Here is a 17,855-nt window from a genome sequence, read left to right as displayed (position 1 = left end):
CTCAAACGCCCCGCGCAGACATGCAGCGGGGCGTTTACTTTGCGCGGGATCAAATGGCGAGTGTGTCCTGGCGCTGCCTGACGACTGCCGAGCCACGGCGTCAAGGGCGGTGCGTCCGGCTGACCAGGTCCAGGTCGCCGCCAAGCGCCCTGGTCCCACGGCAGACTGAGCATGGCGTCAACCGGCGCTGCCGTTACGCTTGACCGTCGTTACCGCCGGATCCGCCGCCCATGCGAACTGTCTCCGCCCTGCTGTTGCTCATGGCGCCTTTCATTGCGCCCGCTGCCGATGATGCGCCTTCCTGGAACGTCGATGCCCCGCGTGGCGAGGTCCGCCACGCCCGGTTCGCGACCGACGAGGGCACCTGGCTGAATCTCGACGTGAGTCCGGACGGCCGACGGATCGTGTTCGACCTGCTCGGCGACCTGTACCTGCTGCCGATCGCCGGTGGCGAGGCGACCCGGCTCACCTCCGGCCCGGCGTTCGACCTGCAACCCCGCTTCTCGCCCGACGGTCGCGAAATCAGCTTCACCTCCGATCGGGGGGGCGGCGACAACATCTGGCGCCTGTCGCTGGACGGTGGCGAGCCGGTTCAGGTGACCCAGGAGAAATTCCGTCTGCTGAACAACGCGGTCTGGTCGCCCGATGGCGAATGGCTGGTTGCACGCAAGCACTTCACGGCGACCCGGTCGCTTGGCGCCGGCGAGATGTGGATCTACCACCGCAGCGGCGGCGAGGGTCTGCAGCTCACCAAGCGCAAGAACGACCAGCAGGATGCCGGCGAGCCGGCGATCTCTCCGGACGGCCGCTTCGTGTACTTCAGCGAGGATGTCAGTGCCGGTCCGAACTTTCAGTACAACAAGGACCCGCACGGGATCATCTATGCGATCCGGCGCCTCGACCGGCAGACCGGCGAGCTGACCGATCTGGTTCGTGTCCAGGGCGGTGCGGTCAGGCCGCAGCCTTCGCCGGATGGCCGCAGCCTGGCATTCGTGCGCCGGGTGCGCGGCAACACCGTGCTGAGCGTGTTCGACCTCGAGTCCGGTGAGATCCGCGCGCTCTGGGATGGCCTGTCGCGCGACCAGCAGGAAGCCTGGGCGATCTTCGGCGTCTACCCCAACTTCGCCTGGACACCCGATGGCGCGCGGATCGTCGTATGGGCGCAGGGCAAGCTCTGGTCGGTGGATGTCGATAGCGGCACGCCGGCACCGATCCCGTTCGCCGCGCAGGTCGACCAGGTCCTCTCCGAGCCGCTGCGATACAGCTACCGCCTGGAGGAAGGGGACTTCGCTCCCCGGATGATCCGGGACGCGGCGACCAGTCCGGATGGCCGCACCCTGGTGTTCCACGCGGTGGGCAGACTGTGGCGCAAGACGCTGCCGGACGGGATGCCACAGAGGCTGACCGCCTCGGAGGACTTCGAGTACGCACCCGCCTTCAGCCGCGACGGCCGCCAACTGGCCTTCATCCGCTACAGCGACGAGGCGCAGAGCCGCATCGTGGTCCGCAACCTGGGCAACGGTCGGGAGCGAGAGGTCAATGCCAGGCCTGGCTTCCACTTCTCGCCGCGCTTTTCGCCGGACGGCGGTTCGCTTGTCTATTCCCGGCAGGCGCCCGGCGGGCTGGTCGACTACCGGTTCGGCCTCGATACCGGGATCTGGATCCAGCCGCTGGCCGGCGGCCCGCCGCGCCGCGTGCACCGCAGCGGCAGCCGTCCACAGTTCTCCGCCGATGGCGGCCGGGTCTACTTCCAGACCGGCGGCGGACTGGAGAAGAAGCTGATGAGCGTCGCGATCGACGGCAGCGATCCGCGCGAGCACTACAACCTCAAGTACGTGAACGCGGTGGAGATCAGCCCGGACGGCAGGTGGCTGGCCTTCACCGAGCTCTTCAACGCCTACGTCGCGCCGCTGGTGGCCACCGGCGCCCCGGTCGATCTCGGCAAGGACATGAAATCGGTGCCGGTGTCCCGGATCAGCCGGGACGTCGGTTCATGGCTGCACTGGTCCGGCGACTCCAGCCGCGTGCACTGGCTGGTCGGCGACCGATTCCACACCCGGGAACTGCGTGAGGCTTTCGACTTCCTCTCCGACGCAGGTTCGGCCGGGTCGGAGGCCGCTGAGGCCGCGGAGGCGCCTGGGATCGCGATCGGCCTGAGGATGCCGGTCGACACGCCATCGCAGGTGGTCGCCTTCACCAACGCGCGGCTGCTCACCATGCGCGGCGACGAGATCATCGAGGGCGGCACCCTCGTCGTCCGCGATGACCGGATCGTCGCGCTCGGTCCGGCTGGCGAGGTCGACATTCCGACCGGGGCACGGATCGTCGACGCGGCGGGCCGCACCCTCGCCCCCGGAATCGTCGACGTCCATGCCCACGCAAACCACTTCCATAACGGCCCCAACCCGCAGGCGAACTGGAGCTACTACGCCAATCTCGCCTACGGGGTCACCACCATGCACGACCCTTCCGCCAACACCACCGAGGTGTTCGCGCAGGCGGAGCTGGTCCGCGCCGGCATCGGGGTCGGGCCCCGCGTCTTCTCTACGGGCACGATCCTTTACGGTGCCGATGGCGACTTCAAGGCCGAGGTGAACTCCCTGGACGACGCGAGATCGCACCTGCGGCGGATGAAGGCGCATGGCGCGTTCAGCGTGAAGAGCTACAACCAGCCGCGCCGCGAGCAGCGGCAGCAGATCAAGCAGGCGGCCAGCGAGCTGGAGATGCTGGTGGTCATGGAGGGCGGCTCGACCTTCTTCCACAACCTGAACATGATCGTCGACGGCGCCACCGGCGTTGAGCACAACCTGCCGATCGCCCCGCTCTATCGTGACGTCGTCCAGCTCTGGGCGGCGACCGAGGTCGGCAACACGCCGACCCTGGTGGTCAGCTACGGCGGCGTGAGCGGCGAGTACTGGGCCTACCAGCACGACGACATCTGGCGCAAGGACAAGCTGCTGCGCTTCTTCCCGCGCGAACAGGTCGATGCCCGGTCGATCCGGCGCCAGATGATGCCCGACGAGGAGTATTTCCATCCCGAGGTGGCCCGCTCCCTGAAGGCCCTGCACGATGCCGGCGTGCCGATCCAGATCGGCGGCCATGGCCAGATGCAGGGGCTGGCGCCGCACTGGGAAATGTGGCTGCTCAGCCACGGTGGCTTCAGCAACCACGAAATCCTCAGAATCGCGACCATCAACGGCGCGCGCTACCTGGGACTGGACCGCGATCTCGGCTCCCTGGAGCCGGGCAAGCGAGCCGACCTAGTGCTGTTCGGCTCGGATCCGCTGGTCGATATCCGCAACAGCGAGCTGGTCGACCTGGTGATGGTCAACGGCCGACTGTTCGATGCCTCGACCATGGCCGAGATCGGTGGCCGGGAGCGCGCGGCGCCGACCTTCTACTGGCAGCGCCACGGAGCCGGGGCCGCCAGCGCCGCAGGCCTGGGCCTGCCGGGGCCGGCCGCCGAGTGCCACTGCCCCAAGTCGTGGGCGCGCCAATAGGCGCGACCCCAACGAAGGACCATCCCGCCGGCGCGCTGGATGCCGGCGGGTGGCGTTCCCGGCGCTCAGAAATCGAAGCCGAACTGCTCCTTGAAGGCCGCGCGGAACCGATCCAGGTCGAAGCGCTGGTTCTGGGTGCCGGGGTGCTCGATCTTCAAGGCGCCCATCAGGGACGCGATGCGCCCGGTCACTTCCATGTCCATGCCCTGGCTGAGGCCGAAGATCAGGCCGGCCCGGTAGGCATCGCCGCATCCGGTCGGGTCGGCCACCCGGGCGGCCTTGGCAGCGGGAATCTCCAGGCTGCCTCCACCGGCGTGCACCAGCGACCCATGGGCGCCGCGCGTCACGATGTAGGCGCGGACCCGTGAGGCGATCTCCGCCTCCGACCAACCGGTGCGTTCCTGCAGGAGCTGCGACTCGTAGTCGTTGACTGTGACGTAGTCGGCCTGCTCGATGAAGGCGCGGAACTCGGCGCCGTCGAACAGGGGCATCGCCTGGCCGGGATCGAAGATGAACGGCACACCGCGCTCGGCGAACTGCCGGGCATGCTGCAGCATCGCCTGCTTGCCGTCGGGAGCGACGATGCCGAATGTGACACCATCGACCAACGCCACCTCGTTGCGCCAGGACTCCATCATGGCGCCCGGATGGAAGGCGGTGATCTGGTTGTCGTCCAGGTCGGTGGTGATGAATGCCTGCGCAGTGAAGTGATCGTCCAGTTCCCGGACGTGGTCCAGGGGAATGTCGAGTTGCCGGAAATGCTCCCGGTACGGGGCGAAGTCGCGGCCGACGGTGGCCATCGGCAGGGGCGAGCCGCCCAGCAGCTTGAGGTTGTAGGCGATGTTGCCGGCGCAACCGCCGAACTCGCGACGCATCGCCGGGACCAGGAAGGCGACGTTGAGCATGTGCACCTTGTCCGGAAGGATGTGATTCCGGAACCGGTCCTCGAAGACCATGATGGTGTCGTAGGCAAGCGAGCCGCAGATCAGGGCCGTCATCGAACACTCCCAGCAGGTGGACCCGGCGCGAGGCCGCCAGGCATTAAACAGTCTTAACATGCACGCGCGAAGCACCCGCCGCCTGAACCGGCGGTGCCGCGCAGACCCCGGGTTTGCTTGCCGCGCGTGCACGCGGCCTTTACATTATCGCACCCTTTGCCGGTCCCCGCGCCCCGCCATCCCCCATGTTCAAGACCCTCCGCGGTTTCTTCTCGAACGACCTGTCGATCGACCTCGGCACGGCCAACACCCTGATCTACGTTCGCGGCCAGGGCATCGTGCTCAATGAGCCTTCGGTGGTGGCGATCAGGCAGGATCGCGGACCCGGCGGCCCGCGCTCCGTGGCGGCGGTCGGCAGCGACGCCAAGCGGATGCTGGGGCGCACGCCGGGCAACATCGTCACCATCCGACCGCTCAAGGACGGCGTCATCGCCGACTTCACGATGACCGAGCAGATGCTGCAGACCTTCATCCGCAAGGTGCACCGCTCGCGCTTCCTGCGGCCGAGCCCGCGCGTGCTGGTCTGCGTGCCCTGCGGATCCACCCAGGTCGAGCGCCGGGCGATCAAGGAATCCGCGGAAGGGGCGGGCGCACGCGACGTGTTCCTGATCGAGGAGCCGATGGCCGCCGCGATCGGCGCCGGCATTCCGGTGGCCGAGGCGCGCGGCTCGATGGTTCTGGACATCGGCGGCGGCACCTCGGAGGTCGCCGTGATCTCCCTCAACGGCATCGTCTACTCGCAGTCCGTGCGTATCGGTGGCGACCGCTTCGACGACGCGATCATCAACTACGTCAGGCGCAGCCACGGCACCCTGATCGGCGAAGCCACCGCCGAGCGGATCAAGGTCGAGATCGGCTGCGCCTATCCGCAGTCGGAAGTGCGCGAGATCGAGATCTCGGGACGCAACCTCGCCGAAGGCGTGCCGCGCATGATCACCATCAACAGCAACGAGATTCTCGAGGCCCTGCACGAGCCGCTTTCGGGCATCGTCATGGCCGTGAAGTCGGCGCTCGAACAGACGCCGCCGGAGTTGTGCTCCGACGTCGCGGAGCGGGGCATCGTGCTCACCGGCGGCGGCGCGTTGCTGCGCGACCTCGATCGCCTCATCTCCAAGGAGACCGGCCTGCACGTGCAGGTTGCCGACGACCCCCTCACCTGCGTTGCGCGCGGCGGTGGCCGCGCCCTGGAGCTGATCGACCAGGGTTACGGCAACGACTTCTTCGCGGCGGAGTGACCGCCCCGGGCAGCGTGACATGGCCGTCGCAGGCGACAAGAACACGCTGTTCGCCAGCGGCCAGGCCGACACGCTCCGGCTGATCGCCTACCTGACCGCCGCGGTGGCCCTGATGGTCACCGACCACCACAGCCACTACCTGGATCGCGCCCGCGCATCGCTCGGCGGGCTGGCGACGCCGCTGTACCGCGTCGCCCAGGCGCCGGTCGAGGCCTCCCGGTGGCTTTGGGCGGCGGCCAGCGAGCGGGTCGAGCTCAAGCGCGAGAACGATGCGCTGCGCGGCGAACTGCTGCTGGCGCGGGCCCGGCTCAACGCCGCCCGAATAGAGAGCGAGCAGAACCTGCGCCTTCGGGAACTGCTCGAGACAGGGCGGCGATACCGCCTCAGCGGTCGCATGGTCGAAGTGTTCCAAGTCGACCTCGATCCGTCCCGGCAGCGGGTCCTGCTCGACGGCGGCAGCGCATCGGGCGTCCGCGTCGGGCAGCCCGTCATCGATTCCTGGGGGCTGGTAGGCCAGGTCGTGTCGACCACCGCCAGCACCGCCAGCATCATGCTGCTCACCGATCCGGAGCATGCCGTTCCGGTCCGCAACGCCCGGACCGGACAGCGCGCCGTGGCCTACGGGTCCGGGCGCGACGACCGTATCGTCCTGCCGACGCTTCCCATGAACAGCGATCTGCAGGTCGGCGACGAGCTGCTGACGTCCGGGCTGGGCGGCCGCTTCCCGGCCGGGTTCCCGGTGGCGGTGGTCCGTGAGGTCGGCGTGGACGAGAACGGCATTTTCGCGCGCGCGGTCGCCGAACCGTTCGCCCGGCTGCGCCTGAGCAGCGAACTGCTGCTGCTCGAGGAAGTGGCGCTGCCCGAGGACGGCGAAAACTGGCCGCTGGAAGAGCCGGAGCCGCCTTCCGGACCGGCGACCGGCGCGCCGCCGGGAGATCGGCCATGAGAATGCCCGGTGCCGGCTCGTGGCTGCTGCTCGCGGTTCTGGCCGCCTACCTCCTGACCCTGCTGCCGCTGCCCGGTCCGCTCATCCATGCCAAGCCGTTCTGGCTGGGACTGCTGATCGTCTGGCTGGCCCTGGAGCAGCCGATGCGCGGCGTGCTGGGCCTGGCCTTCCTTGTCGGGCTGGGTGCCGACCTGCTGGTCGGCACCTGGTTCGGCGAACACGCCTTCCGCCTGGTGGTGATCGCCTTCATCGTCCGTCGGTTCCGCGCCAGGCTGCGGTTCTTCCCGCTCTGGCAGCAGACCGCCGCCGTGGCCGCCCTGCTGGTCAACGACCGGATCGTCATCGCAATGCTGCGCAGCTTCGCCAGCGATGTCGGCGTCACGGCCGCGTACTGGCTGCCGGCACTCACCGGCACGCTGCTGTGGCCCCTGCTGCTGGTGCTGGCCGAGGACCTGCGCCGCCGTCTGCGTGGTCGCGCCTGATGGTCCGGCGTCGGCGAGCCCGCGTGCAGGTCAAGGATGCCGTGCGCGAAGGCAGCCAGTTCCGCGCACGACTGCTGCAGGCGGCGGTCCTGCTGTTGTTGGCCCTGGCGGCGCTGGTCGCCCGCTACGCCTGGCTGCAGCTCAGTCGTCACGAGGAATACGTCACCCGCTCGGAGAGCAACCGGATCAAGCTGCGGCCGGTCGCGCCGGCGCGCGGGCTGGTGTACGACCGGAACGGCGTGCTGCTGGCCGACAACCGGCCGGCGTTCCGCATCGAGGTGGTTCCCGAGCGGGTGACCGATCTCGATGCGACCCTGAGCGGCCTGTCCGCCCTTCTGGCGCTCGACGACGACGACCTGCAGCGCTTCCGCACCCAGTTCGCGACGTCCCGACGGTTCCAGGCGGTGCCCCTCAAGTTCAACCTGGGCGAGGAGGAGATGGCCCGCTTCGCGGTCAACCAGCACCGCTTCCCCGGCGTCGATGTCGTGCCCTACCACAGCCGGCACTATGTCCATGGCGCGATGTACTCGCACATCATCGGCTACGTCGGACGCATCGACAGCGACGACCAGGCGCGTCTGGATGCCCGGCGCTACGCAGGGTCCAGCCACACCGGAAAGACCGGGTTGGAACGGCACTACGAGGACCTCCTTCACGGCCATGCCGGTCTGGAACACGTGGAGACCCACGCCGCCGGCCGTCCCCTGCGCGTGGTCAGCCGGACGCCGCCGCAGGCAGGCCGCCACCTCTTCCTGAGCCTCGACCACCGCCTGCAGTCGGCCATGGTCGAGGCCTTCGAGGGGGAGAGCGGCGCCGCCATGGCGGTCGACCCGCGCACCGGGGAGGTCCTGGGCATGGTCAGCCTGCCCGGCTTCGACCCCAATCCCTTCGTCGGCGGCATCAGCCGCCGGGCCTATGCGGAGCTTGTCGATTCGCCCGACCGGCCGCTGTTCAACCGCGTCGTGCAGGGCGGTTACGAGCCCGGATCCACGCTCAAGCCGTTGCTGGTCGTGGCCGGTCTCGACCTCGGCGTGGTCCGCGCCGCCGACCGCGTCTTTTCGACCGGCCAGTACCAGTTGCCCGGGCACAGCCAGGTGTACCGGGACTGGCGAGCAGGTGGGCATGGGTACGTCGACGCCCGGGAGGCCATCTCGCAGTCGGTCAACACCTACTTCTACCGGCTGGCCGTCGACATGGGCATCGACCGCATGGCCGCCTTCATGGGTCGCTTCGGATTCGGCGAGCGCACCGGCCTGGACGTGATCGGCGAAGCCCGTGGCGTGCTGCCGTCCAGGGAGTGGAAGCAGGGGACCCTGCGGCAGCCCTGGTACCTGGGCGAGACCGTGATCGCCGGGATCGGCCAGGGCTACTGGGTCACCACCATGCCGCAGCTGGCCCAGTCGATGTCGATCCTGGCGCGGCGCGGTTTGCATGCACCGCTGCACCTGCTGCGCGCCACCCAGGACGGCATCGACGGCGACCCCATCCCGGTCGTGCAACCACCCGCGGCCGAGCTCCGGCTCGCCGATCCGCGACACTGGGAGGTGGCCGTCCAGGGCATGGTGGACGTCGTCCACGGCGCCACCGGAACGGCGCGGGCGATCGGCCACGACATTCCCTACCGGATCGCCGGCAAGACCGGCACCGCGCAGCGCGTCTCGCGGCGGGAAGGCCGGGATCCCGGCAGCCTGGCCCGGCACCTGCGCAACCAGGCCTTGTTCGTGGCCTTCGCCCCGGCCGACGACCCGGCCATCGTGCTGGTGGTGGTGGTCGAGGGTGGCGGCAGCGGCTCGCGCGCGGCGGCACCGGTCGCCCGGCGCATGCTCGACGCCTGGTGGGCGATCGGTCAGGCGGGTCCGCCGTGAGCCGGTCGTCGTCGCGCGCCCCGGCGGCGCTCGCGGGTGGGCTCGATCCGTGGCTGTTGGCCGGCCTGCTGGCGTTGGCGGCGATCGGCCTGGCCATCCTGTACGGCGCAAGCGGCGGCAACGCCGATCTGGTGCTGCGCCAGGCGGCGCGTTTCGGCCTGGGCGTGGCGCTGATGCTGGTGGCCGCGCGCCTGCCGCCCGGCCTGCTGCTGAGCTGGACGCCGTGGCTGTATGGCGGCGCAGTGGTCCTGCTGGTGCTGGTCGCGCTGCTGGGCGAAGGGCGCGGCGCGCATCGCTGGCTGGATCTGGGGGTGGTCCGATTCCAGCCCTCGGAGGTGGCCAAGCTGGCGCTGCCGATGATGCTGGCCTGGGTGCTGCATGGCCAGCCGCTGCCGCCCCGCTGGCCGGTGCTGATCATGCTGGCGGTCCTGATCGCCGTCCCGACCCTGCTGATCGGCCAGCAGCCGGACCTGGGCACCGCCGTGCTGGTCGCCGCCAGCGGCGCGTTCGTGGTGTTCCTGGCCGGGCTTTCCTGGCGCTGGATCATCGCCGCCGGGGCCCTCGCCGTGGCCGCCGCCCCGGTGCTCTGGTACTTCATGCACGACTACCAGCGCAACCGGGTGCGGACTTTCCTGGACCCGGAGTCCGACCCGCTGGGCCAGGGCTGGAACATCATCCAGTCGAAGATCGCGGTGGGTTCCGGCGGCCTGCATGGCAAGGGCTGGATGTCGGGCACGCAGTCGCAGCTGGATTTCCTGCCCGAGCACACCACCGATTTCGTGTTCGCCGTGTTCGCCGAGGAGTTCGGTTTCGTCGGCGTGGTCGCAATGCTGGCGCTGTACGGGTTCATCATCGGCCGCACCCTGGTGATCGCCGGTGCCGCACGGCACACCTACGGCCGCCTGCTGGCCGGTTCGATCGCGCTGACCTTCGGCATCTATGTGCTGATCAACGGCGCCATGGTCGCCGGCCTGCTGCCCGTGGTCGGGGTGCCGATGCCGCTGGTCAGTTATGGCGGCACCTCGGCGGTCACACTGCTGCTGGGTTTCGGGCTGGTGCTGTCGGTGCACCGCCACCACCGCCAGTCGATGCCCGGCGGCGGCCTGTGACCCGGCCAGGGGGCGGCCTCGGGGTGCTCAGCGCCAGCACGCATACGCGCGGTCGCGGACCTGGCGCTGCGCCGGCCGCGCCCTGGCTGGCAGGCGCGGGGGAAAAGGCGGCAAGGCGCCTGTCCGCGGAACCCCGGTCCGTTGTCCCGGTCGGTTACCATCGCCGAATCCAAGCAGAGAAACCATGCCACGCATGACCCGAACCCTGTTGGCCGTCTTTCTGTCCGCATCGACGACGCTCGCCGCCGCACCGCTCCCGGGCCAGGATGCCTTCGTGGCCGAAGTGGCCGCCGAAACCGGCATGGCACCTGCACTGATCGAGGCGGTGCTCGCCGGCGCCCGCAAGCAGCAATCGATCCTGGATGCCATTTCGCGACCGGCCGAGGCCAAGCCCTGGCGCGACTACCGGCCGATCTTCCTGACCCAGGCCCGGATCGACGGCGGTCGCCGGTTCATGCGCGAGCACCGCGATCTCCTGGCCCGCACCGAGGCGGCGACCGGCGTGCCCGCGGAGGTGGTGACCGCGATCATCGGCGTCGAGACCAGCTACGGCGCCATCACCGGCCGCCACCGGGTGCTCGACGCCCTGGTGACGCTGGGCTTCCATTACCCGCCCCGCGCCGACTTCTTCCGGTCCGAGCTGAAGCACCTGTTCCACCTGGTCCGCGAAGAGGAACATCTGGACATCCGGGAGTTGCGAGGATCCTATGCGGGCGCCATGGGCTGGGGCCAGTTCATCCCCTCCAGCTACCGGGCCTATGCAGTCGACGGCGATGGCGACGGCCGCCGCGACCTGTTCGACTCCCTGCCCGACATCGTCGCAAGCGTCGCCAACTACTTCGTGGCGCACGGCTGGGAGCGCGACGGCCTGGTCACCCTGCCGGCCCGGTCCGGCCCCGATACCCGGCCCTTCGAGCGCGACGGCCTGCGCCTTAACACCACCCTGGGCGGTCTGCGCGAGCTGGGCTGGCGGGTCGACCATGAGGGGGGCGACGGGCTCGCCGCGACCCTGCTCAGGCTCGATGGCGCATCGGGCGAGGAGCACTGGGTGCTGTTCAACAATTTCTACGTGATCACCCGCTACAACCGCAGCCCGCTCTACGCGATGGCCGTGCATCAGCTGACCCAGGCCCTGGCGGCGCCGGGCGTCTCCGGGGCGCCCTGAGGACGGCGCCATGGCCGGGTCCGGGCGCCTGATCCTGCTGCTCGCCGTCACGTTGCTGGCCGGCTGTGCCGGCAAGGGCAAGCCCAGGCCGGGCAGCGCCGGGATCGCGCCCCAGCCAGGTGCCGGGGGCGTGGCGACAGCGGTGCAGGGCGCCGACCCCTGCGCGCAGATCTACGAGCACGACGAGGCCGACTACACCGCTGGCGGCCTGTACCGGCCTGGCCAGCGCGACCATGCGCCGACCGGCCGACCGGACCTCGATCGCATCGCCGAGCCTGTGCCCCGCGCCGAACCCCTCAGCAGGTACGGCAACCGGCCGGTCTACACGGTGCTCGGCCGCGAGTACCGCGTGCTCAGCGATGTCCGCAACTACCGGGAGCGCGGACTTGCATCCTGGTATGGCGCCAAGTTCCACGGCCGCGCCACGTCGAGCATGGAGCCCTATGACATGTGCGCCTTCACCGCGGCCCACAAGACCCTGCCGTTGCCCAGCTATGCGCGCGTGACGCACCTGGGCAACGGGCGCAGCGTGGTGGTCCGGGTCAACGACCGCGGTCCCTTCCATGACGGCAGAATCATCGACCTCAGCTACGTGGCGGCCCTGAAGCTGGGTGTCTACGAGACCGGCACCGCCCTGGTCGAGGTCGAGGCGATCGCGCCGGACGGGCCGGTGCTGCTGCCGGCTCCGGCCGCCGGTCCGACCACGGTCTGGCTGCAGCTGGGCGCCTTCGGCGAGCGCGCCAATGCCCAGGCCCTGGTGAGCCGCCTTCGTCAGTCCGGCGAATCGGCGCGGCTCGTCGAGCCCGATGCCGGGCAGCCGCCCCTGTACCGTGTCCATGCCGGCCCCTTCACCGCTGCCGCCGTGGAGGAAGCCAAGGCCCGCCTGCGCCTGCTGGGCCTGCCGGCGACACCGATCGTTATCGGAAACTGAATCCGCCGGACGTGGCGCGTGACCGCGCCAGCCGATGCGGTTAACGTGGCGCCCTTGCTCGATTGCAGGGTCCAGCCCCGTCCCTGGCGCAGACGCGCCTGATCGTTCGCGCCGGCCCGTCCCGTGTATTCAGGAGATCTCACCGTGAGAAGGATGCTCGCACTCGTCCTGGCCGGCCTGGCCACTGTCGCCGCCGCCCAGGAACCGCAGCCGGTTCCGGCACCGGCCCCCGCGCCAGCCCCCGCACCCGCTGCGCCAGCGGTTCCCGCGACCCCGCCGCAGGTGCCCGGCCGCGCCTGGGTGCTGCTCGACCACGCCAGTGGCCAGGTCCTGGCCGGACATAACGAGCATGCCCCGGCCGACCCGGCCAGCATCACCAAGGTGATGACCTCCTACCTGGTCGCCGAGGCGCTGGCCGCCGGACGCATCAACCGGGACGACGAGGTGTTCATCTCCGAGCGCGCCTGGCGCGAGGGCGGCGCCGGCACCGACGGCTCGTTCAGCGCGCTCGCTGTTAACTCCAGGGTCCGGCTCGAGGATGTGGTGCAGGGCATGGTCATCCAGTCGGGCAACGACGCCTCGATCGCCCTGGCCGAGCACATCGCCGGCAGCGAGGAGGCCTTTGCCGACCTGATGAACGCGACGGCGCGACGGCTCGGCATGCGCAACTCCAATTTCGTGAACTCGCACGGCCTGACGGCGCCGGGTCACCAGATGAGCCCCTACGACATCGCCGTGCTGGCCAGCGCGCTGATCAGGGACTTCCCGGACCACTACGCCCTGTACTCCGTCCGCGAGTACACCTACGGCGGCATCCGCCAGTACAACCGCAACGGATTGCTGTTCCGCGACCCCACCGTCGACGGCATCAAGACCGGCCACACCTCGGCCGCCGGCTATTGCCTGGCCGCATCCGCCCTGCGCGGCGACCAGCGGCTGATCTCGGTGGTGATGGGCATCGAAGGCAGCCGGAGCGAGGGCTTCCGGCAGCGCGAGGATGCCAACCAGTCCCTGCTCAACTGGGGCTTCCGGGCGTTCGAGACACATCGCCTCTATGCGGCCGGCGAGGTGGTCGCGAGCCCGGACATCTGGCGCGCACCCGCCGACCAGGCCCGCCTGGGCGTGGCCCGCGACCTCCATGTCACCATTCCGCGTGGCCGCTACGAGGAATTGCAGGCCGAGATGCTGCTGCCCGAAACCCTGATCGCACCGCAGGCGCGGGGCGCGGCCGTGGGCAGCGTCAAGGTCACCCTGGCCGGCCAGCCGGTGGCCGAGGCGCCGCTGGTCAGCCTGGACGAGCACGAGGAGGCCGGATTCTTCCGGCGAACCTGGCATGCCTTCCTGCTGCTGTTCGAGTGAGCCGCCGTGAAGAACCTTGAGGGTGAGGCCTACGAGTTCCCCGGCACCTTCGAGGTGTCGGCGATGGGCGCCGCGGGTGCGGGCATCGACAAGGCGTTGCCCGATCTGGTCGCTGCTGCCGGCGGCCAGGTCCTGGCCGGCACCCTGCGGGTCCGCGAGAGCAGCGCCGGCAACTACGTCGCCGTGCACATCAATTTCCTCGCCGCCGACCGCGACCAGCTCAACGCCGTGATCGAGGCGGTGCGCGGTCACCCGGGCGTGAAGTGGCTGCTGTGAGCGGCACGGGAACGGACCCCGCCGCGACGCCCCCGCGGCCCCTGCTGGTGCGCGACCTCGGGCTCGCCGACTACCTCCCCGTGTGGCGGGCCATGCAGGCGTTCACCGACCAGCGACATGGGGGAACCGACGACGAACTCTGGCTGGTGGAGCATCCGCCGGTGTTCACCCTGGGCCAGGCGGGCCGCCCGGAGCACGTGCTGGCGCCGGGCGACATCCCGGTGCTGCCGGTCGACCGAGGTGGCCAGGTCACCTACCACGGTCCCGGCCAGCGGGTCGCCTATCCGCTGATCGACCTGCGCCGCGCCGGCCTGGGCGTGCGCGAACTGGTCTGCCGGATCGAACAGGCGGTGATCGACACCCTGTCGGAATGGGGGATCGCCGGGCTTCGTCGCGAGGGCGCCCCGGGCGTCTATGTCGACGGCGCAAAGGTGATGGCGCTGGGGCTGCGGGTCCGCAGGGCCTGCAGTTTCCATGGCCTGGCCTTCAACGTCGCCATGGACCTGGAGCCGTTCCGGCGCATCAATCCCTGCGGGTTCGCGGGGCTGGAAGTGACCCAGGTGCTAGACTTGGGTGGTCCCGGCAGCCTCGCCGACGTCGATCGCGCGCTGGTCCCCAGGCTCGCCGCGGCACTCGGCCTGCGGCCGCTGCCTGCCTCCGCCCCGGAGTTGCGATGAACCCCGCCGCCAAGCAGATCCCGGTCCTGGTCGAAGGCGAAAAGCAGAAGGCCGACGCCAAGATCGCCCGCAACACCGCCGGCTTCGATGCCGATGGCCCGTTGCTGCGCAAGCCCGCCTGGATCCGGGTCCGGCTGCCTGCCAACAGTGCGGTCGCCGAGCTCAAGGGCAAGCTGCGCGCCAACCGGCTGGTGACCGTCTGCGAGGAGGCGTCCTGCCCCAACATCCACGAGTGCTTCGGCAAGGGCACGGCGACCTTCATGGTGCTGGGCGAGGTCTGCACGCGGCGCTGTTCGTTCTGCGACGTCGCCCATGGCCGGCCGCTGCCCCCTGACCCGGCCGAGCCGGCCAACCTCGCGCGCACCATCGCCGACATGGCCTTGCGCTACGTGGTGATCACCTCGGTGGACCGCGACGACCTGCGCGACGGCGGTGCCGGCCACTTCGCGGCCTGCATCGCCGAAGTCCGTGCCCGGGTGCCGGGCATCCAGATCGAGATCCTGGTGCCCGACTTCCGGGGCCGGGGCCGGGTCGAGCGCGCCCTGGAGGCGTTCGCCGGCCAGCCGCCGGACGTCTTCAACCACAACGTCGAGACCGTTCCCGAGCTGTACCGCCAGGTCCGGCCGGGCGCCGACTATGCCTGGTCGCTGGATCTGCTGCGCCGCTTCAAGGCCCAGCACCCCCAGGTGCCCACCAAGAGCGGCATCATGCTGGGACTGGGCGAGACCATGGCCCAGGTCGAGGCGGTTCTGCACGACCTGCGGCGCCACGATGTGGACATGCTGACGGTCGGCCAATACCTGCAGCCGTCCCGCGCCCACCACCCCGTGGTCCGCTACTGGACCCCGGACGAGTTCGCGCAGATCGCCCGGCTGGGCGAGGCCCTGGGCTTCCGCCACGTCGCGAGCGGGCCCCTGGTGCGCTCGTCCTACCATGCCGACCAGATGGCCCATGCCGCCGGGGTCGCCGAGGTTGCCTGAACGGGCCGCGCCCGTCCCGTCCTGCCCCGCCGACAACCTGCCGCACTTGCGGAACCTGCCGGTCGGCGCTATGTCTGTGTACCTGATCGCCGCCCCGCCTGGCGACCCCCGGAGTTCCCCATGATCCGTCGCACCCTTCCGGCCCTCCTGTTCGCGCTGCTCGTGGCCGTCGGCGCCGCGGCGGCGCGCCAGGCGGCTCCGCCGTCCGCCAGCGCGCTGGCGCCCCTGCCCGAACAGGGCAAGACCGCGGTGTTCGCGATGTACACGCTCAGCCGCGTGCACTACCGCGCGCTGCCGCTGGACGACGAGCTGTCCTCGACGATCTTCGACAGTTATCTCAAGTCGCTGGATTCCGACCGCCTGTTCCTGGTGCAGGCCGACATCGACGAATTCGAGCGGCACCGTTACCTGCTGGACGATGCGATCCGCAACCAGGCGCTGGAGGCGCCGTTCGCCATGTTCAACCGCTACGTCGAGCGGGTCGCCGAGCGTACCGCCCATGCCCGCGCCCTGCTGCGCGAGGGTTTCGACTTCGAGGTCGACGAGCAGTACGACTACGACCGCCGCGACGTGCCCTGGGCGGCCTCGACGGCGGAGCTGGACGAGCTTTGGCGCAAGCGGGTCAAGAACGACTGGCTGCGGCTGCGCCTGGCCGGAAAGCGCGCTGCCGACATCGTCGACACCCTCGACAAGCGCTACCAGAGATTCGCCGACCGCATCGCCGAGATCGACAGCCAGGACGTGTTCCAGACCTTCATCAACGCCTACGCCGGCGCCATCGAGCCGCACACCAGCTACTTCTCGCCGCGCAGCGCCGACGCCTTCGAGATCCAGATGAGCCTCTCCCTGGAGGGCATCGGCGCGGTCCTGCAGCGCGACGACGAGTACACCCTGATCCGTTCGGTGGTGCCCGGCGGCCCGGCCGACCGTGCCGGGCTGAAGCCGGGCGACCGCATCATGGCGGTCGGCCAGGACGGCGAAGGCCCGATGGTCGATGTGATCGGCTGGCGCCTGGACGACACCGTGGCGCTGATCCGCGGCCCGAAGGACTCCACCGTGCGACTGGACGTCGTGCCCGTGCAGGCCAGCGCCGACGCCCGGCCGACCCGCATGGCGATCGTCAGGCAGCGGGTCAAGCTGGAGGAGCAGGCCGCCAAGAAGCGGGTCATCGAAGTCGACGATGGCGGCATCGCCCGCCGCATCGGCGTGATCGAACTGGCCACCTTCTACCAGGACTTCGAGGCGCGCCGCCGCGGCGAGCCGGATTACCGCAGCGCCACCCGCGACGTCGCCAAGCTGCTGGCCGAGCTGCGCGACGAGGGTGTCGACGGCGTCGTGCTGGACCTGCGCAACAACGGCGGCGGCTCGCTGGACGAGGCCACCGAACTGACCGGCCTGTTCATCGACCAGGGGCCGGTGGTCCAGGTCCGCAATGCCCAGGGTCGGGTCGACGTCAATCGCGACCGCCGGCCGGGCCGGGCCTGGGACGGACCGCTGGCGGTGCTGGTCAACCGGGTTTCGGCTTCGGCCTCGGAGATCTTCGCGGCAGCCATCCAGGACTACGGCCGTGGCCTGGTGATCGGCGAGCCGACCTACGGCAAGGGCACGGTGCAGAACCTGATCAGCCTGGACCAGCTGAGCGGCCGCGAGGGCGCCCGCCACGGCCAGCTCAAGTTCACCACCGCGCAGTTCTTCCGGATCAATGGCGGCAGCACCCAGGTCAAGGGCGTCACCCCCGACATCCAGTTCCCGGTCAGCCTGGACGCCGAGGACTACGGCGAGGGCACCTACGACAACGCGCTGCCCTGGATGCAGATCGACGCCGCCAAGTACCAGCCTGTCGCCGACCTGTCGCCGCTGCTGGCGCCCCTGCAGGCCCGCCATCTCGCCCGCATCGCCGCAGACGACGAGTTCCGATTCTGGCAGGAGGACATCGCCGAGTACCGGCGCCAGCGCGAGGAGCGCAGCGTGTCGCTGGTCGAGCGCGAGCGGCGGGCCGAGCGCGACCGCCAGGAAGCGCGCCGGCGTCAGCGCGAGGCGCGCCGTGCCGAACTCGGCGTGGCCGATGCCGATGGCGGGCGCGGCGACGATGGCCTGCAGGCCGACGAGCGCGGCCTGGCGGAATCGCTCGCTGCCGAGGAGCGGGCCCGGCTCAACAACCGGCCGGACGCCCTGGTCGTGGAGGCATCCCGGATCCTGGCCGACGCCATCGCCCTGGGCAACGAGGATCTGCGCCTGGCCGGGCTGGTGCCCCCAAGGGCCGAGGGCGCCCAGGTCGAGTAGATCCCGCCGGCAGCGCCCCGGGTATCCCGGCGGTCCGTGCCGCGGTAAA

General features: G+C 70.1%; 14 protein-coding genes. 13 read left to right on the top strand and 1 reads right to left on the bottom strand.

Annotated features, from left to right (window positions below):
* Nucleotides 1–230: 230 nt before the first annotated feature.
* Entirely contained in the window at nucleotides 231–3,500 is a 3,270-nt protein-coding gene (locus KF823_13495) for a PD40 domain-containing protein (GenBank protein ID MBX3726920.1), read from the top strand.
* Nucleotides 3,501–3,565: 65 nt separating this feature from the next.
* Here KF823_13495 and KF823_13490 read toward each other — a convergent pair whose 3' ends face one another.
* The gene (locus KF823_13490) at nucleotides 3,566–4,498 is read right to left on the bottom strand and encodes a carbohydrate kinase family protein (protein ID MBX3726919.1); all 933 of its coding nucleotides are present in this window, start codon (nucleotides 4,496–4,498) and stop codon (nucleotides 3,566–3,568) included.
* A gap of 185 nt (nucleotides 4,499–4,683) precedes the next feature.
* On the opposite strand from KF823_13490, the gene KF823_13485 reads away from it, so the two are divergent.
* The 12 genes from KF823_13485 to KF823_13430 all read left to right on the top strand — a co-directional run bounded on the left by KF823_13485 (nucleotide 4,684) and on the right by KF823_13430 (nucleotide 17,806).
* A complete protein-coding gene (locus tag KF823_13485) occupies nucleotides 4,684–5,733 on the top strand; it encodes a rod shape-determining protein (GenBank protein MBX3726918.1) in 1,050 nt (349 codons plus the stop codon).
* 19 nt (nucleotides 5,734–5,752) lie between these two features.
* Nucleotides 5,753–6,679: a rod shape-determining protein MreC gene (gene mreC / locus KF823_13480; GenBank protein ID MBX3726917.1), complete on the top strand. Its 927-nt coding sequence runs from the start codon at nucleotides 5,753–5,755 to the stop codon at nucleotides 6,677–6,679.
* Nucleotides 6,676–7,161 (top strand): rod shape-determining protein MreD, encoded by a 486-nt coding sequence (gene mreD / locus KF823_13475; GenBank protein ID MBX3726916.1) that lies wholly within the window; start codon nucleotides 6,676–6,678, stop codon nucleotides 7,159–7,161. Before mreC ends, mreD begins: the two co-directional genes overlap by 4 nt.
* Before the next feature lie 23 nt (nucleotides 7,162–7,184).
* Nucleotides 7,185–9,026 carry a penicillin-binding protein 2 gene (gene mrdA / locus KF823_13470; GenBank protein MBX3726915.1) on the top strand — a complete coding sequence of 614 codons (1,842 nt, stop codon included), beginning with the start codon at nucleotides 7,185–7,187 and terminating at the stop codon, nucleotides 9,024–9,026.
* Nucleotides 9,023–10,135: a rod shape-determining protein RodA gene (rodA, locus tag KF823_13465; GenBank protein MBX3726914.1), complete on the top strand. Its 1,113-nt coding sequence runs from the start codon at nucleotides 9,023–9,025 to the stop codon at nucleotides 10,133–10,135. Before mrdA ends, rodA begins: the two co-directional genes overlap by 4 nt.
* Nucleotides 10,136–10,319: 184 nt before the next feature.
* The gene (mltB, locus tag KF823_13460) at nucleotides 10,320–11,300 is read left to right on the top strand and encodes a lytic murein transglycosylase B (protein ID MBX3726913.1); all 981 of its coding nucleotides are present in this window, start codon (nucleotides 10,320–10,322) and stop codon (nucleotides 11,298–11,300) included.
* A 10-nt stretch (nucleotides 11,301–11,310) separates the two neighbouring features.
* Complete coding sequence (locus tag KF823_13455; GenBank protein ID MBX3726912.1) at nucleotides 11,311–12,231, top strand: septal ring lytic transglycosylase RlpA family protein; 921 nt, start codon at nucleotides 11,311–11,313, stop codon at nucleotides 12,229–12,231.
* 153 nt (nucleotides 12,232–12,384) lie between these two features.
* Nucleotides 12,385–13,590, top strand: a complete 1,206-nt coding sequence (locus KF823_13450) for a D-alanyl-D-alanine carboxypeptidase (protein MBX3726911.1) — start codon at nucleotides 12,385–12,387, stop codon at nucleotides 13,588–13,590.
* A 63-nt stretch (nucleotides 13,591–13,653) separates the two neighbouring features.
* Nucleotides 13,654–13,866 carry a DUF493 family protein gene (locus KF823_13445; GenBank protein MBX3726910.1) on the top strand — a complete coding sequence of 71 codons (213 nt, stop codon included), beginning with the start codon at nucleotides 13,654–13,656 and terminating at the stop codon, nucleotides 13,864–13,866.
* Entirely contained in the window at nucleotides 13,863–14,543 is a 681-nt protein-coding gene (gene lipB / locus KF823_13440) for a lipoyl(octanoyl) transferase LipB (protein ID MBX3726909.1), read from the top strand. The genes KF823_13445 and lipB overlap by 4 nt, the downstream gene beginning before the upstream one ends.
* On the top strand, nucleotides 14,540–15,523 hold the full coding sequence (gene lipA, locus KF823_13435) for a lipoyl synthase (GenBank protein MBX3726908.1): 984 nt from the start codon (nucleotides 14,540–14,542) through the stop codon (nucleotides 15,521–15,523). The genes lipB and lipA overlap by 4 nt, the downstream gene beginning before the upstream one ends.
* Before the next feature lie 123 nt (nucleotides 15,524–15,646).
* Nucleotides 15,647–17,806, top strand: a complete 2,160-nt coding sequence (locus tag KF823_13430) for a carboxy terminal-processing peptidase (GenBank protein ID MBX3726907.1) — start codon at nucleotides 15,647–15,649, stop codon at nucleotides 17,804–17,806.
* The last annotated feature ends 49 nt before the right edge of the window (nucleotides 17,807–17,855 follow it).

This window comes from Lysobacterales bacterium (genome assembly GCA_019634735.1).
Taxonomy (GTDB): Bacteria; Pseudomonadota; Gammaproteobacteria; order Xanthomonadales; family UBA2363; genus Pseudofulvimonas.
This window is presented reverse-complemented; position numbering and strand designations above follow the sequence as displayed.

Excerpts from the sequence above, each read along its gene's own strand:
- KF823_13495 (MBX3726920.1), top strand. The coding sequence starts at position 231 with ATGCGAACTGTCTCCGCCCTGCTGTTGCTCATGGCGCCTTTCATTGCG.
- KF823_13490 (MBX3726919.1), bottom strand. The coding sequence starts at position 4,498 with ATGACGGCCCTGATCTGCGGCTCGCTTGCCTACGACACCATCATGGTC.
- KF823_13485 (MBX3726918.1), top strand. The coding sequence starts at position 4,684 with ATGTTCAAGACCCTCCGCGGTTTCTTCTCGAACGACCTGTCGATCGAC.
- mreC (MBX3726917.1), top strand. The coding sequence starts at position 5,753 with ATGGCCGTCGCAGGCGACAAGAACACGCTGTTCGCCAGCGGCCAGGCC.
- mreD (MBX3726916.1), top strand. The coding sequence starts at position 6,676 with ATGAGAATGCCCGGTGCCGGCTCGTGGCTGCTGCTCGCGGTTCTGGCC.
- mltB (MBX3726913.1), top strand. The coding sequence starts at position 10,320 with ATGCCACGCATGACCCGAACCCTGTTGGCCGTCTTTCTGTCCGCATCG.
- KF823_13455 (MBX3726912.1), top strand. The coding sequence starts at position 11,311 with ATGGCCGGGTCCGGGCGCCTGATCCTGCTGCTCGCCGTCACGTTGCTG.
- KF823_13450 (MBX3726911.1), top strand. The coding sequence starts at position 12,385 with ATGCTCGCACTCGTCCTGGCCGGCCTGGCCACTGTCGCCGCCGCCCAG.
- KF823_13445 (MBX3726910.1), top strand. The coding sequence starts at position 13,654 with ATGGGCGCCGCGGGTGCGGGCATCGACAAGGCGTTGCCCGATCTGGTC.
- lipA (MBX3726908.1), top strand. The coding sequence starts at position 14,540 with ATGAACCCCGCCGCCAAGCAGATCCCGGTCCTGGTCGAAGGCGAAAAG.